This window comes from uncultured Cocleimonas sp., assembly GCF_947495625.1.
Classification (GTDB): domain Bacteria; phylum Pseudomonadota; class Gammaproteobacteria; order Thiotrichales; family Thiotrichaceae; genus Cocleimonas.
In genome coordinates this window covers 93,609-109,088 of sequence record NZ_CANLZW010000012.1, presented here as the reverse complement: position 1 = coordinate 109,088, position 15,480 = coordinate 93,609, and the positions used below count along the sequence as shown (strand labels likewise).

The following is a 15,480-nucleotide window of genomic DNA, read 5'->3' as shown; positions in this document are numbered from 1 at the left end:
ATTTAATGATTTATTAGATTCCCATTTCATTCTTTACTTCGGTAAAAACAGCTATCGCCTTATCAATATCCGATCGACAATGACCCGCTGATATTTGCGTTCTAATTCTAGCCTTACCCTCTGGAACCACCGGAAATGAAAAGGCAATGACATAAACACCCTTATCTAACATCTTTTTAGCGAAGCTAGATGCGACTTTAGCGTCATACAACATGATAGGCACAATCGGATGATCACCCTCTAAAATATCAAAACCCTGCTCCGTTAAAGCATCTCTGTAGTAACGCGTATTCTCTCTTAGAGACTTACGTAATTCATTAGAGTTCTCAGCAATATCGATCGCTTTTAAAGCTCCCGCAACTACAGAAGGCGCAACAGTATTCGAAAACAGATAAGGACGAGAGCGCTGCCTTAATAACTCCACTATTTCAGTGCGTCCACTGGTGTAACCTCCGCTGGCGCCGCCTAAAGCTTTGCCGAGGGTTCCTGTCAACAAATCGATTCGACCCAGAACTCCGCAGTATTCGTGACTGCCTTTACCACCTTCTCCAACAAACCCAGTCGCATGACAATCATCCACATGAACCAAAGCCCCATATTTATCGGCAAGATCACAAATCGCTTGTAGATTCGCCACATAACCATCCATTGAGAATACACCATCTGTGGTGATTAACTTGATTCTTGCCCCATCTGCATCAGCTTGCTGTAAACACTTTTCCAACTCTTGCATATCATTATTGCTGTAACGATAACGCTTCGCTTTACATAAACGCACGCCATCAATGATGCTGGCATGATTTAAAGCATCAGAAATAACGGCATCCTGATCATCCAAAATCGTTTCGAATAAACCACCGTTCGCGTCAAAACAGGATGGGTAAAGAATCGTATCTTCTGTTTCTAGAAAAGCAGATAGCTGGTTTTCTAACTGCTTGTGAATGGTTTGAGTACCACAAATAAAGCGCACAGATGCCATACCATAGCCATACTTTTCCAAACCCACCTTAGCTGCCGCATTTACCTCAGGGTGTTGTGCCAGACCCAGATAGTTATTAGCGCATAAGTTTAAGACTTCTCTACCATCGCTGAGTGAAATTGTGGCGTTTTGCGCGCTGGCGATAATACGCTCTTCTTTATAAAGACCTGCATCTTTGATCGCATCTAACTTTTGCGTAAAATGTTGTTTTATATCTGTATTCATTAGTGATTTTCCCAATCTAAAATTACTTTACCCGACTCTCCCGAGAGCATCGCATCAAAACCTTGTTGAAAATCTGTATAAGGCAAACGGTGAGTGATAATAGGATTTAAGTCCAAACCTGTTTCTATCATCATCGACATCTTGTACCAGGTGTCGTACATCTCACGACCGTATATGCCTTTGATGGTCAACATATTGAAGACAACTTTATTCCAGTCGATTTGAGTTTTCTCGGCAGGAATACCCAGCATTGATATTTTGCCGCCATGATTCATATTAGCAATCATGTCGTTCAAGGCTTGAGGGTTTCCAGACATCTCCAAACCAACATCAAATCCTTCTTTCATGTTGAGTTCTTTTTGCACATCAGACAGGTTTTCTTTAGCAGCATTAACGACACGGGTAGCACCCAATTTGCTGGCCAAATCCAAACGGTAAGGATTAACATCTGTAATCACAATGTTTCGCGCGCCTGCATGTTTACAAATCGCTGCCGCCATCGAACCGATTGGCCCTGCACCAGTGATAAGTACATCTTCTCCAAGCAAATCCCACTGCAAAGCTGTGTGAGTGGCATTACCGAAAGGATCAAATATAGCGGCAATATCTTTATCAATACTGTCATTGTGTACCCAAACGTTCGACATAGGTAACGCAATATATTCAGCAAAAGCACCGGTTCTATTCACGCCAATTCCTGAGGTGTGATTACAATAGTGTCGGTTGCCTGCCATACAGTTTCTACAACGACCACAAACAATATGACCCTCTCCCGAAACGATCTGGCCTTTGTGGAAATCAATCACGTTAGAGCCGATATCGACAATTTCACCAACAAACTCATGACCCACAACCAGAGGCACAGGAATCGTTTTCTGCGCCCAGTCATCCCAGTTATATATATGGATATCCGTACCACAAATAGCGGTTCGCTGAACTTTCACCAGCACATCGTTTATACCAATTTCAGGCATTGGAACATCTTCCATCCAGATCCCTATCTCTGGCTTTGATTTTACTAAAGCTTTCACAACAATATTCCTTATAGTGTATTTATATCCACTATAGTAAACTTAAGAGAATATAAAAATCCACTGATTTATTTCATATAATGGATTTTTTTCTACTATATAATTACTAGAGATATCCGAAAATATACTCTTTCTCTTATAAAACATTAGTTTATGGAAATTTAAATTGAGCAACGAAACACTGTCATCACTATCTACACGAATCAAACAGCAGAGAAAGAAGCAGCTCTGGACATTAGAGCATTTAGCAAATCTCTCAGGCGTTAGTCGATCCATGCTTAGTCAGATCGAACGCGGTAAAGCGAACCCTACTCTTGCGGTCACCTGTAAGATTGCAGAAGCGTTCAATATATCTATTGCCGAGTTGATAGAAGAGCCATGGACACAGCCGTTAATAGAAGTCGTAAAAGGAGATAATAAAAATTCTATTTTAAGGGATGATCAGTCAGCCTTTATCCAGGTATTGACTCCCATCCATTCGGCCGATAATATCGAGTTTTATTTGGTGAAGCTTCCTGTGAAAGGCGAATTAAACAGCCATCCACATATGCGAGGGACTCGGGAAATGATCACCATCCAGAGTGGCGACATCACTGTTATTTCAGGTTCTGATTCTAAGCATTTAACCACAGGAGATAGTGCGTATTATCAGGCTGACCAGGACCATAGAATTATTAACAATTGGGATCAGGAAGCGGTAATTTATATGATTACCAGTTTTGACAATGGATCAAATACGAACTAATTCCAATAGCTATAGAGCCTTTTTGGGAATATAGTTTTAGAAGCCAAATCAGACCGTTGAGATTACTTCTTAGATGCTTTTAAGTAGCGTGTAATCTCTTCCTTAGCGTCACTCATCACTGAGTCTCGATCAAGGTTATCTAATATATTCTGAACGATTAGTTTAGGCCCAGAATCACCCCAGGACTTGCCTTTGGCTAGATAATCTTCGGCTACTCTACCGACGACCAGAGTGCTATACCAGGCAACCGCACCTTGCGCCAAACCAGTAACTACCGTTGAAAAACCAACAGTGCCTATCTTCAATGCAGACGAGGCAAAATGAATCGCCCAGAACGTTGCATATAAAACCAGCATTTGAGCGGCGATGGTTTTAATCAACTCACCTGCTTCTGATTTACTCATTGGTAAACCGTATATTCTTGAAAGATGAATCACCATACTCACATCAATCGCAGCTGCCGCTAATAGATCGGCAATAGGTATAGGGTTTAAAGCAACCGCAACACCTTTACCCACGCAATACATACGTATGGTTTCTTCACCCAATTCTTTTCGGGTTGCGAGAATCTTCTCCCCCAGTTGTTCACTGAGGTTACCGGCAAACAAAGATGCGTTTAGCGCTGATAAGGTCTTACCTTCTGCTTCTAAAATTTCCCATAAGCGCGATTTCAGATTCAGGATATCGACAGGTCGTTGTCTAACCGTTTCTTTTTCATTCCCTTCATCATCGATGTAGATGACTGTTTGTCTACTCGGGGATGCAGCAGTGAAAACGATATTTGCAGGCGCGATAATACCCTTAACACGTTTGCGAATAATGGTACGTAATTCAAAGATCTCTTCTTCGTTGTACTGATCTGCTTTGTTCACGACCAGAATAATGGGTCGATTAGTATCCGCAACGGTCTTTAATGCCGCTAATTCAACTTCGGTTAAATCGCTATCGACCACAAACAAGAGTAAATCAGAACGATTAGCAACTTCATGAGCCAATTGCTCCCTTTCTTCTCCGTCTATTTCATTGATGCCAGGCGTATCAATCAGGTAGATACCGCCAGCATCCACTTCCTGCCACTCTTCACTACTTTCTGTTTTAGTTTCGCCGTGTAATACACTGACACTAAATGCCTGTTTACCCAACAAAGCGTTCAATACCGACGACTTACCCACACTCACCCGACCAAAAACAGCTATGTGCAAATGCCCTTTTTCGAGCTTTTCCAGCATTTTACTCAGTTGCTGATACTCATCACTCAGCACATCACGTACAGAGTCAGGCACACGCGTATCTTCAAGTAACTGGCTTAAACTTTCCTTCGCCATATCGACATTGGAATCACCCGAATCTGGCTGATTGTTTTCTAGATCAGCGAAACTGTTTTCAGAGCTGGAATTTGAGTTGTTATTTTGATTGTTTTTGCTTGTCGAAAACCAGCTTGGCAAATAACTTCGCGCGCGATTCCAGATCTTCACTCAACATCTCCTTAAAGGTAATGGCTGCAGGAGCGGGTTTTAATTGACCTCGCTGTTGCAAAGTTTTATTTACAGCACGCCCTAAGGCATCAAATATCAACCCATAAGCCACTGCATGAGTCAGCCCGCCAGTTACAGTGCCTATTCCGGGGAAGGCTTTCATACCGTTTCCCGCTACAGCCAGTATTAACGGAACGCTTTTTTTCATTTGACCTGTACTAAAGTCCAGCAAATTATCGATATCTAATTGTTTAACAGGCACATCGTATAAAGCACACAAACCTTTAACGAGCTGTGTTCCAAGTACACCCTGTATCACTAAATCCGATCCTGGGCTGACTGAGGCCAATGCTCCCAGTACGGCTTTGCGGGTAGAGCTTTTAATGATTTCTTCTGCTTTTTTCTGGCGGAAATCATCCTTCGCCACATCTAATTTTTGTTTAACCAGTACAAACACACTGGCATCACGTAAGGTTTCTAATGCGCCACTCTGTTTGTCGATTTCATCCTGTAGTGCTTGTGCCAATGCAGAAACATCAGCCTTGCGCTCTCTGACGACTTTCTCCTCACGACCATCCGGGTATATTTTGACAACTTCTTCTTCACCACCAGATTGCACAAACACGTGTTGTATTGAAGCTTCCGTGCCTGCATTTAAATTGGTATTGAATCGTTCGCTGATCAATTGCTTTTCTTCATCGGTGAAACGATCACTTTTATTCAAGGCAACAATCATTGGCTTACCAAAACTCTTGAGTTGCTGGATATCGTCAAATTGACTGCGGGACAAATCAGAATCCGTCACATACACCACAATCTGTGCTCTGATTGCCTCATCTCTAACGGCTGCATCTAATTCGCCACTGGCTTCATTGCGACCAGGAAGGTCAGTTAACACCAATTTATCTCCCGACGTACTTTTCCAGGTGTATTGCTTAATATCCTGAGTTGATCCACCACGCACATTGATATCAATATTCAACGACGCAGAAGTAGCCTCGGGCAATAGCGCTTTGACAATGGATGATTTACCCGTGCTGACATCACCAAATAAGGCAACATAGATTCTGCCAGTCTCTTTACGCGCCTGTAATTGCTCAATCTCGCGACGCATTTCAGCAGTTTCCATGCCTACCGTGTCGGCGTGGTCTAATTCTTTTAAAATATTCTCTTCGGTGACTTCTTCAATTTTGTAATCAGGGCTTTGCTGACTCGGCTTTAATAATTTATAAATCAACCATAAACTGAATAAAATCACCGCAGCAATAAGTGCTACGTATGTGTAAAACAGTGGTTCAGGCAAGCCTTGCAAACGCTCCCAAACATCAAGCGCACTGCGAGTCGCAGAAAACAGAAACAACAATAAAAGCAGTGTCACTAAAACCACTGCAACAGCGAGTAAACGCTTAAATTTAAAACCCGTTTTCTTCATTTTAATTTTTTACTATTCTTGAGATACGTTAATAGCCTTATTATCTCTTAATATGGCAACGAGTTATAGTATTTCAATGAGCTGTTCATTAAGCGATGATTATCATAACTACCTTTATTCATCTATTCATCCAATTTTAAAATACCTAATCATATTAGGTGTTTTCGACAAAACTTTTCTATACTATTCATACCACTATCCCTTTAACCCTTAAGGACATTTTATGATTTCATCGGTAAAAAAACTTTCAGCTAAAACAATCGCCATGACCAGTCTGGCTCTCATCTTTACTTCAGCGACAACTATGGCTCAAGCGGATACCACTAAAATCGGTATGATTACGACGCTTTCTGGTGGTGGATCTAGTCTTGGTAAAGATGTCAGAGATGGTTTTAAGTTAGCACTAAAAATGTCAGACAATAAAGATATTGAGCTTCTTATTGAAGACGATGGCCGTAAACCAGCGAAAGCGGTACAAATTGCAGACAAGTTTATTCAAAAAGATAAAGTCGATATTCTTACCGGTATTATTTTCTCTAATCTGGCGATGGCTGTTATTCCTTCAGCGGTTAAGAAAGGCGTTTTTTACGTCAGCCCAAATGCAGGTCCTTCGGCATTAGCAGGCAAAGGGTGTCACGAAAATTCATTCAATGTCGCATGGCAGAATGATAATTTACACGAAGCAATGGGTAACTACGCTAACGGTGTAGACCTTAAAAAGACCTTTATTCTGGCGCCAAACTACCCAGCGGGTAAAGATGCATTAACAGGTTACAAACGCTTCTATAAAGGCGAAGTTGCGGGTGAAATCTACACAAAACTCGGTCAAAAAGACTACGCGGTAGAGATTTCTAAAATTAAAGCATCGGGCGCTGATTCTGTATTCTTCTTCCTTCCGGGTGGCATGGGTATCGCATTCATGAAACAGTATTCACAATCTGGTTCAAAAATCCCGGTTATGGGACCTGCGTTCTCATTCGACCAGGGTATTCTGGGTGCAGTTGGCGATGCAGCACTTGGTGTTAAAAACTCATCACAATGGAATAAGGATATCGATAACGAAGCGAATAAAACCTTTGTTGCAGCGTATCAGAAAGAATACAACAAACTTCCATCTCTTTACTCAAGTCAGGGTTACGATGCGGCTAATCTGATTTTATCTGCACTGAAGAAGTCTCCAGTGAGTGACAAAGATGCATTCCGTAAAGCGCTTAAAGCAGCTGACTTTGCATCGCCACGTGGTGATTTCAAATTTGGAAATAACAACTTCCCAATTCAGGACATTTACGTTCGAGAAGTGGTTAAAGAAGGTGATGTTTTGACCAATAAAATTATCAGCAAAGGCCTTGAAAACCATCAGGATGCTTACGCTAAAGATTGTGTGATGAAATAAAGTATTTATAATTCCATTGTATTACTAAGTCACCCCCCTACTTATGAGCACTTTTTTAACTCAATTTATAAAAAAGTGCTCATAAGTAGGGGGGTGACTTTTTATTTACTAATTAACCAATAAACCTCAAATACGAAATCCATGACAGCTGCCCTCTTTCTTGAGCAACTCCTAAACGGCTTACAACTCGGAATGACATTGTTCCTGATGTCGGCTGGTTTGACGCTGGTATTTGGCGTGATGGGTTTGATCAACCTCGCCCACGGCTCACTGTATATGATTGGCGCTTTCTGTTGCGCCACAATCACTACTATGACGGGCTCTTTCTTACTTGGATTGCTGGCAGGGTTTGTCGGTGCAGCGATTGCCGGTTTGATTATCGAGGTTGTTGTGATTCGTAAACTCTACGACCGCGATCATCTCGATCAAGTGCTCGCCACCTTCGCGCTAATTTTAATCATATCTGAAGGCACTAGCTGGATATTTGGCTCATCACCGTTGTATCTCAGCATTCCAAGCTGGTTATCAGGCTCTATACCCCTCTCTTTCGAGGAGGATAGCAATAGTTCCTACCCTATTTACCGCCTGGTTATCATTGCGATTGGGTTGATTATTGCATACTCACTTTATTTATTAATTACCAAAACACGGCTCGGTATGCGTATTCGTGCTGGAGAATCCGATCGTGAGATGATCGCCGCTCTAGGCGTAAACATTCGTGTGATTTACTCTCTTATTTTTGCATTAGGCGCGGCACTTGCGGGCTTGGCTGGCTCACTGGTCAGCACACTCTATTCAGTAGAAGTTGGGATGGGCGAACCTGTGTTAATACTTGCCTTGGTGGTGATTGTTATTGGCGGTATCGGTTCGGTCAAAGGTGCTTTGGTCGCTTCTATTCTAGTTGGTTTGGTCGATACATTAGGACGCGTTTTCTTACCTAATATTCTGGCATTGTTTATCGACAACAGTCAGGTTGCAACGCTGAGTGCATCACTCGCCTCGGTACTGGTTTATATTTTAATGGCTGTGATTCTGGCTATTCGTCCACAAGGATTATTCCCAGCCAATGCTTAATTCTACTCATCAAAAAGGCTTTAAAGAAAAGGCTCTCAACCTGATTATCCTTGGCTTAATTTTTGTTACCGCCTTAGTCACCTATTGGCTAGATCAAGGCTATTACGTCAATTTAGTCTCTCGCGTTGTTATTTTTGCCATTGCCGGTGTTGGTCTTAATCTCGCATTGGGATATGGCGGTATGGTAAGTCTTGGCCATGCCGCATTTTTCGGTATTGGCGGATATATAGCTGGTATTTCAGCCATGCATTTTAGTGAAAACACTTCATTTATTGCAGGCTTAGACAGCACCAATCAGATGCTTACGATCTGGCTATTTGTCATTATTATTTGTGCCCTTCTCGCCTTATTTATTGGTTTGATTTCGCTGCGTACTAGCGGCGTCTATTTCATAATGATCACCCTCTCCTTTGCACAAATGGTGTATTACTTTGCGATTTCATGGCCCGATTATGGCGGAGAAGATGGTTTATTAATTTCTAGCAGAAATCAGTTTCTGGGGAACGATACTGATAATGAATTGGTGTTCTTCCTGATCTGTTTTACTGTATTGCTGTTAACTGTATTTCTGAGTTCGCGCATCATACGCTCGCGATTTGGTACCGCATTGCAAGTTGCCAGAATGAATGATGTGCGTTTAGCAACGGTTGGCATCAGACCTTATCCAATCAAACTGACGGCTTTTGTGATTTCAGCCGTGATCACAGGCATCGCTGGCGCGTTGTTTGCGGATTTAAACCGCTTTGTCAGCCCTGACATGCTCAGTTGGCAGATGTCAGGCGAGATCATTATCTTTATATTACTGGGTGGCGTAGGTCGCTTATCTGGCCCCATTTTAGGTGCTACATTGTTTGTATTGCTCGAAACCTTTATCGGCGGTTATACCGAACACTGGAAGTTATTCCTTGGTCTGGTGTTACTCATTGTAGTGCTCTACGCCAATGGCGGTTTGATGAAAATGGTTGTGGGAGAAAAGCAACATGACTAATTCCACCGTTGATACATCAAATAGTACTAAATTGGGCAGTACTGTCCTTAAAATAGAAAACCTCACCAAGCGTTATGGGGCTTTAACCGTTAGTGACTCCATTAATTGCGACCTTAAACAAGGAGAAATCCATACTTTAATCGGTCCCAATGGTGCGGGCAAATCTACCCTGGTTGGACAAATCGCAGGATGGATAAAACCAGATTCTGGTTCTATCACGCTTAACGGCACTAATATCACCAATATGAACGTGGCAAAACGTAGCCGCTTAGGTTTAGGCCGCAGTTTTCAGGTATCCTGCCTCGCCATGGAACTAAGCGCGCAACGCAATGTGATGCTCGCGGTTCAGGCGCGTCAGGGTTCTAGCTATCGTTTCTGGAAACCGGCAGCCAGTGACCAAAGCCTGATAGACGAAGCCGACAAGATTCTGGATCGATTACACATCAGCGAGTTTAAAGACACGCTGGCTTCACAACTATCCCACGGTAAACGCCGCGAATTAGAAGTAGCCTGCGCCCTCGCCTTACAACCCAAAGTATTATTACTGGATGAACCAATGGCGGGCTTGGACCCTGCCAGTACACAAGGTTTGATCAACTTTCTGCAAAACCTCAAAGCAGAAATACCTATTTTACTTATCGAACACGATATGGATGCAGTATTCCAGCTTTCTGATCGCATCTCTGTATTGGTTTATGGCAAACTGATTTTCTCTGGTTCACCCGATCAAATCAAAGCTTCACCAGAAGTAAGAAAAGCCTATCTGGGGGATGACTAATGTCTTTGCTCAAAGTCGAACACATAGCCGTCTTCTATGGCAAATCGCAGGCATTGTTTGATGTCAGTCTTGAGATCAATCCCGGCGAAGTTGTAGCTCTAATGGGGCGTAACGGCGTAGGTAAATCAACCACAATACGCGCTATTTGTAACCTCACCCCCCCACTTACAGGCACTATTTCATTAAACGGTGAAAATCTGGCGAAGTTGCCAACGCATGTCGTTGCACGAAAAGGAATCGGGCTCGTCCCAGAAGGACGCCGTTGTTTTGCTAATTTAACGGTCGAAGAAAACCTGTTAGCGACAGAAAGAAAGGGCCAATGGGATATGCAGAAAATTCATCAGCTGTTCCCGCGATTAGAAGAACGCAGCAAACAATCTGCCGCGACTTTATCCGGTGGAGAACAACAAATGCTCGCGATTGGCCGCGCTTTATTAACCAATCCAAAGTTATTGATTTTAGATGAAGCCACTGAAGGACTTGCCCCTGTAGTCAGGCAAGAAATCTGGGCTGCTATTCATAGACTGAGAGAAAACGGGCAATCGATATTACTCGTCGATAAAACTCTTAAGGAATTACTCCCGGTATGCGATCAATGCTTCATATTGGAGAAAGGCCAATCTGTCTGGAATGATGCACCACAAGCGTTGACTGATGATATTAGTAGTCGGTATTTGGGAGTTAGTACTTAAGAGTTATTAGTACGTATAAAGAATCACTTGGAAATTTGAATTTAGAATAATAAAAAGGGTGAATAGATAGTCTCAATTCACCCTTTTATAAACGTCAAAAGCTTGGTCCTATTTAAAAACCTTCAAGTACCACTTTACCAACCGCTTGATTCGTTTCGATATGAGCATGCGCGCGCTTCAAATTTTCTGCATTTATTGTGCCATAGTTCTCGCCTAAGGTTGTTTTGATCACACCGTCATCAATCAACTGAGAAATCTGATTCAACAAATCATGCTGTTTTTGCATATCCCATGTGTTGAACATTGAACGGGTGTACATCAATTCCCAGTGCAAAGATAAAGATTTAACTTTAAGCAACGTTATATCAAGCCCGTTTTCTGGATCATCGATAAGTGCTAATTTGCCTTGTGGTGCCAACGCTTCTACCAACTGTGGAAAATGCTGTTCTGTATGATTAAGGCTGATAACATGCGTCACATTAATAATACCAAGATCATTTAATTGGGCAACTAAAGGCTGGTGATGATTGATTACATGATCAGCTCCCAGATCACGAACCCATTGCTCGCTTTCTGGACGTGATGCCGTACCGATCACTGTTGCATTGGTTAGCTTTTTTGCAAGTTGCGTTAAAATAGAACCCACGCCGCCTGCAGCGCCCATAATCAGGATAGTTGGTTTAGGTGAGCCTGCCTCCGCATCTGCATCTGTTTGACCTGGCGTAAAATCTAAACGGGCAAATAACAATTCATAAGCCGTAATAGCGGTTAAAGGCATTGCCGCTGCTTCTTCATTCGACAGTGATGATGGTTTTGTACCGACGATGCGCTCATCAACCAATTGAAATTCAGAATTTGAACCCTGGCGCGTAATATCTCCCGCATACCAAACTTGATCACCAACTTTAAATAACTCTGTATCTTCACCGACAGCGACGACTTCTCCTACTGCATCCCAACCGAGAATCTTATGTTGATCACCTTCTGCTTCTGCTCGCATTCTTACTTTAGTATCAACAGGGTTTACTGAAACCGCTGCTACTTTTACTAAGATATCTCGACCGGTTGCTACAGGAGTTTCTATCTCGATATCCATTAATGAGTCTGCTTGATCAATAGGTAACGACTTTAAATATCCGACTGCTTTCATTTTTTATTCCTTTGCTATGCTGTTTCGTTTTGCTTTGCTTTGCTTTGCTTTGCTTTGTAAAGTTAGGTTTGCTCATTTCATTTACTTGTTTAAACAAACACAGGGAAATGACAACTCTGTAATTTATTTGAGAAGTATAGTATTGATATTTTATTGTTTTTCATAAAGAGTGTTAACAGAGAAACATAATCAACATATTTTTGATAATCTATGTTTGATATATGTTTTGTATATGTTTTCTCGGCAGATCATTCATATACTTCTTGCTGTAAGAAATTTTATTGTAATAGATTGTTGCAGAATTAGATTGTGATGATAAAACGGACCAAAGCCATGCAAAAAAAAGATCCAACTGTTAACCCTATTCTGAATCCGGAAAGCAAGAAACACTCAGAAACAGACTTCAATCATTTTGAAGTGCTATTAGCAAATCGTAACTCAGGTATCGCGTTAGAAACCTTACGCCATGATGTTACCCCTATCGGCATGCATTATTTACTCAGTCATTTTGATATCCCTTATGTTCAGGATGAAAAACAATGGTCTTTAGAAATTGGCGGATTGGTCAATAATCCGATGACGCTGGATATGGATTACCTCAAGTCACTCCCACAAATCACTCAGCAAGTAACACTGGAATGCGCAGGTAATGGTCGAGCCTTATTAAAGCCACATTGGCCAAGCATGCCATGGACGTATGAAGCTGTTGGCACAGCAGAGTGGAAAGGCACACGCCTGATCGATGTTTTAAAAACCGCAGATGTTAAAACCGAAGCAATACAATGGGTATTTAGTGGCGCCGATGAAGGCGTTGACTCTGGCGTACAGCATGATTTTTCACGCGCACTGAGTATCGAAATGGCAAATAACCCAGACATAATGCTGGCATGGGAAATTAACGGCCAACCGTTGCCGCCACAACACGGTTTTCCATTACGATTAGTAGTGCCAGGCTGGTACGGCATGGCAAGCGTGAAATGGTTAAACCGCATCGAAGCCATAGACTATGAATTTCAAGGTTATCAGCAAGTTGGAACCTATGTTTATCGAAAAGATAAGGATGACAAAGGCACACCAGTTTCAGCCATTCGAGTAAAGTCATTAATGGTACCGCCGGGAAAACCAGACTGGTATACGCGCAAACGATTATTAGAAGCAGGCGAAACACTTTTGCAAGGTCGTGCATGGTCTGGCTTTGGCACACCCATCACAAAAGTAGAAGTTGGAATTGACGAGGATTGGTTCGAAGCTGAATTATTTCCCGCTAATGAAAAATATGCCTGGAGCCGCTGGGAATTTAACTGGCAAGCAGAAACGGGATACCATCAACTTAAGTGCCGAGCCACAGATGCCAATGGCGACACCCAACCGCTTGAGCCTCCCTGGGATAATTCAGGGTTTGGGAATAATTGTGTTCAGATCACTGAAGTCTGGGTTGAAGATGATTTAAGCAATGTTTAAATCTATTGTTGCTGGGGATTAAAGAACGTTATTTATTCTGGGATCTACGATGGAATTTCTTGGCTCTTGGTGAGCCTAGAAAAGCCACCTCCCCACTTACGGGCACTTTTTTGCTTGTTTACAAAGTAAACTAACGATTAACCAGAAGTAATTCATAAACTTACATATATTCGTGCAAGCCACTCAAGGAAAGGTTAAAATCGCCTGAACTATTCAAAAGGGGTCTGTCAAAGAAGTAGCAAGCGTATCACGCTTGAGCGCTTTTACAGTTCGAATATAAGGCAAAAAAACTCTAGGCAGTTTTGATTTATTTGCCAGAAAATCATAGGAATAAAGAATAAATATGAAGTTATCTATCAAGCTGCTTAGCAGTACACTTTTGGCATCGCTCGTTCTGTCATTATCAACCGCCACACAAGCTGCTCCTGGTAATCGCCTTGGTTATAACACCAGTGGCTTACATCATTTAGCTTCATCAAACCCTTTCATCGACATCTTCAAAATATCACGCGGCTGGATAACATCGTGTGAATTTAACTGGCAGCAAAATCGCCCTATCGATCCTGGCTGTACAAAGAAATCATCTTTTAATACCAAAGAGTCTGATCAAGTCCCTGTTGACAGAAACGGTTGGCCAACCCGTTTACCTGCGCGTGGCGAACGCCCTGTTTATACATCGATTAATGCAATATGGGATATGCCAGACAATTTCCCTGTCGGCAGACATTTCGTGACCTACGAAGGTGATGCAGACATTAAAGTACATGGCGATGTAGAAGTAACTCGTCAAATTCCGGGCCGCATCGACTTCAATTTACGTTCGGCTAAACGTAATCTACGTTTACATATTACCCGTATCAATCCACGTAATTACATTCGCAACATCAAAGTAATTCCGCAGAAGTATGCGGGCATTTATACCCGTCAGACTTTCAACCCAGAATACTTAAAGACATCACGTAACTTTAATTCTATTCGCTTCATGCCTTGGCAGAACACCAAGTTAACCAAGCTGGCAGAATGGCATCAACGCGCTACTCCACAATCTGCATTTTACAATCACAATGCCGGCATGCCTGTTGAAACAATGGTTGATCTAGCGAACCAAAGTCAGGCTGACCCTTGGTTTTCAATGCCACATTTAGCCTCGGATGATTTCTATCGCAAGTTTGCACAAACCGTAAAAGCACGCTTAAACGGTAGACATAAAGTGTATGTAGAAAATTCTAATGAGATATGGAATTCAATGTATCCAGCGACGCATGATGCGACGCGCAAAGCTTTAAAATTATGGCCTCGCGGCAAGCTAGACATCAAAAATGTTGGCACTCGTCGTTTATTCTTAGCACTTAACTACAACGCTAAACGTAGTCGTGAAATGTGTCGTATCTTCAAGCAAGTGTTAGGCAACCGTGCTGTTTGTGTTGTTTCGGCTTATGGTTCGGCACCAAAAATGGCGGAAGAATTAATGACCTGCCCTCTTGCTGGTGGCAATTGCTACAAGTCATTCGATGCGTATGCGGTTGCACCATATTTTGGTGATTACATTGCACGTATCGAAAATCGTCCACTGGTTAAGCGCTGGGCAGCACAAGGCAATGCAGGTATGGGACAGCTATTCAGAGAGATCATGAATGGCGGACTCGCAAAAGATAATTACCCAGGTGGCGCAATTGAAAATGCCATACAAGACCGTGTGGTTAAAAATGTAGCAATTACCAAAAAATACGGTGTGCAATTGCTCGCTTACGAAGGTGGACAGCATTTACTGCGTGTTGATGGTCAACACCGAATCAAAGATCCACGTATTTTTAGCCTATTTGCCAATGCTAATAAAAACCCACAGATGGGTAATGCCTACACTAAATACCTTAGAGCCTGGAATCGAGCTGGCGGCGGCATGCTAATGCATTTTAATGGTATTGCAGCTATAGATGATCGTAATTACTTCCCAATGCTAGAAAAAGCAGGAACTACATCACCAAAATATAATGCAATGATTAATTATATTCGTGGTCGTTAAGATCGCTTAGCTATCATTTATAATGATTAATAAT

13 protein-coding genes are annotated in these 15,480 nt (G+C 42.2%); 8 read left to right on the top strand and 5 right to left on the bottom strand.

Annotated features, from left to right (window positions below; translation table 11 throughout):
* Positions 1–13: 13 nt before the first annotated feature.
* A complete protein-coding gene (locus Q1A31_RS08785) occupies positions 14–1,204 on the bottom strand; it encodes a glycine C-acetyltransferase (RefSeq protein WP_299875332.1) in 1,191 nt (396 codons plus the stop codon).
* Positions 1,204–2,235: an L-threonine 3-dehydrogenase gene (gene tdh, locus Q1A31_RS08780; RefSeq protein ID WP_299875330.1), complete on the bottom strand. Its 1,032-nt coding sequence runs from the start codon at positions 2,233–2,235 to the stop codon at positions 1,204–1,206. The genes Q1A31_RS08785 and tdh overlap by 1 nt, the downstream gene beginning before the upstream one ends.
* A 166-nt stretch (positions 2,236–2,401) precedes the next feature.
* Between tdh and Q1A31_RS08775 the strand changes: the two genes are divergently transcribed.
* Entirely contained in the window at positions 2,402–2,980 is a 579-nt protein-coding gene (locus tag Q1A31_RS08775; protein ID WP_299875327.1) for a helix-turn-helix domain-containing protein, read from the top strand.
* Between the two features lie 62 nt (positions 2,981–3,042).
* Here Q1A31_RS08775 and Q1A31_RS08770 read toward each other — a convergent pair whose 3' ends face one another.
* Positions 3,043–4,455: a GTP-binding protein gene (locus Q1A31_RS08770; protein WP_299875325.1), complete on the bottom strand. Its 1,413-nt coding sequence runs from the start codon at positions 4,453–4,455 to the stop codon at positions 3,043–3,045.
* Positions 4,385–5,887: a GTPase gene (locus Q1A31_RS08765; protein WP_299875322.1), complete on the bottom strand. Its 1,503-nt coding sequence runs from the start codon at positions 5,885–5,887 to the stop codon at positions 4,385–4,387. Before Q1A31_RS08765 ends, Q1A31_RS08770 begins: the two co-directional genes overlap by 71 nt.
* Positions 5,888–6,110: 223 nt before the next feature.
* Between Q1A31_RS08765 and Q1A31_RS08760 the strand changes: the two genes are divergently transcribed.
* The 5 genes from Q1A31_RS08760 (at position 6,111) to Q1A31_RS08740 (ending at position 10,812) form a co-directional block, all read left to right on the top strand.
* A complete protein-coding gene (locus Q1A31_RS08760) occupies positions 6,111–7,280 on the top strand; it encodes an ABC transporter substrate-binding protein (RefSeq protein WP_299875319.1) in 1,170 nt (389 codons plus the stop codon).
* A gap of 141 nt (positions 7,281–7,421) precedes the next feature.
* Positions 7,422–8,354, top strand: a complete 933-nt coding sequence (locus Q1A31_RS08755; RefSeq protein WP_299875316.1) for a branched-chain amino acid ABC transporter permease — start codon at positions 7,422–7,424, stop codon at positions 8,352–8,354.
* Positions 8,347–9,342 carry a branched-chain amino acid ABC transporter permease gene (locus tag Q1A31_RS08750; RefSeq protein ID WP_299875313.1) on the top strand — a complete coding sequence of 332 codons (996 nt, stop codon included), beginning with the start codon at positions 8,347–8,349 and terminating at the stop codon, positions 9,340–9,342. Before Q1A31_RS08755 ends, Q1A31_RS08750 begins: the two co-directional genes overlap by 8 nt.
* Entirely contained in the window at positions 9,335–10,120 is a 786-nt protein-coding gene (locus Q1A31_RS08745; protein ID WP_299875310.1) for an ABC transporter ATP-binding protein, read from the top strand. The genes Q1A31_RS08750 and Q1A31_RS08745 overlap by 8 nt, the downstream gene beginning before the upstream one ends.
* A complete protein-coding gene (locus tag Q1A31_RS08740; RefSeq protein WP_299875307.1) occupies positions 10,120–10,812 on the top strand; it encodes an ABC transporter ATP-binding protein in 693 nt (230 codons plus the stop codon). Before Q1A31_RS08745 ends, Q1A31_RS08740 begins: the two co-directional genes overlap by 1 nt.
* A 112-nt stretch (positions 10,813–10,924) precedes the next feature.
* On the opposite strand, the gene Q1A31_RS08735 is transcribed toward Q1A31_RS08740, so the two are convergent.
* Positions 10,925–11,962 carry a zinc-binding alcohol dehydrogenase family protein gene (locus Q1A31_RS08735; protein ID WP_299875304.1) on the bottom strand — a complete coding sequence of 346 codons (1,038 nt, stop codon included), beginning with the start codon at positions 11,960–11,962 and terminating at the stop codon, positions 10,925–10,927.
* 333 nt (positions 11,963–12,295) lie between these two features.
* Here Q1A31_RS08735 and Q1A31_RS08730 point away from each other — a divergent pair, with 333 nt between their 5' ends.
* On the top strand, positions 12,296–13,423 hold the full coding sequence (locus tag Q1A31_RS08730) for a sulfite oxidase (protein WP_299875300.1): 1,128 nt from the start codon (positions 12,296–12,298) through the stop codon (positions 13,421–13,423).
* A 343-nt stretch (positions 13,424–13,766) separates the two neighbouring features.
* Positions 13,767–15,446 (top strand): hypothetical protein, encoded by a 1,680-nt coding sequence (locus Q1A31_RS08725; RefSeq protein ID WP_299875296.1) that lies wholly within the window; start codon positions 13,767–13,769, stop codon positions 15,444–15,446.
* The last annotated feature ends 34 nt before the right edge of the window (positions 15,447–15,480 follow it).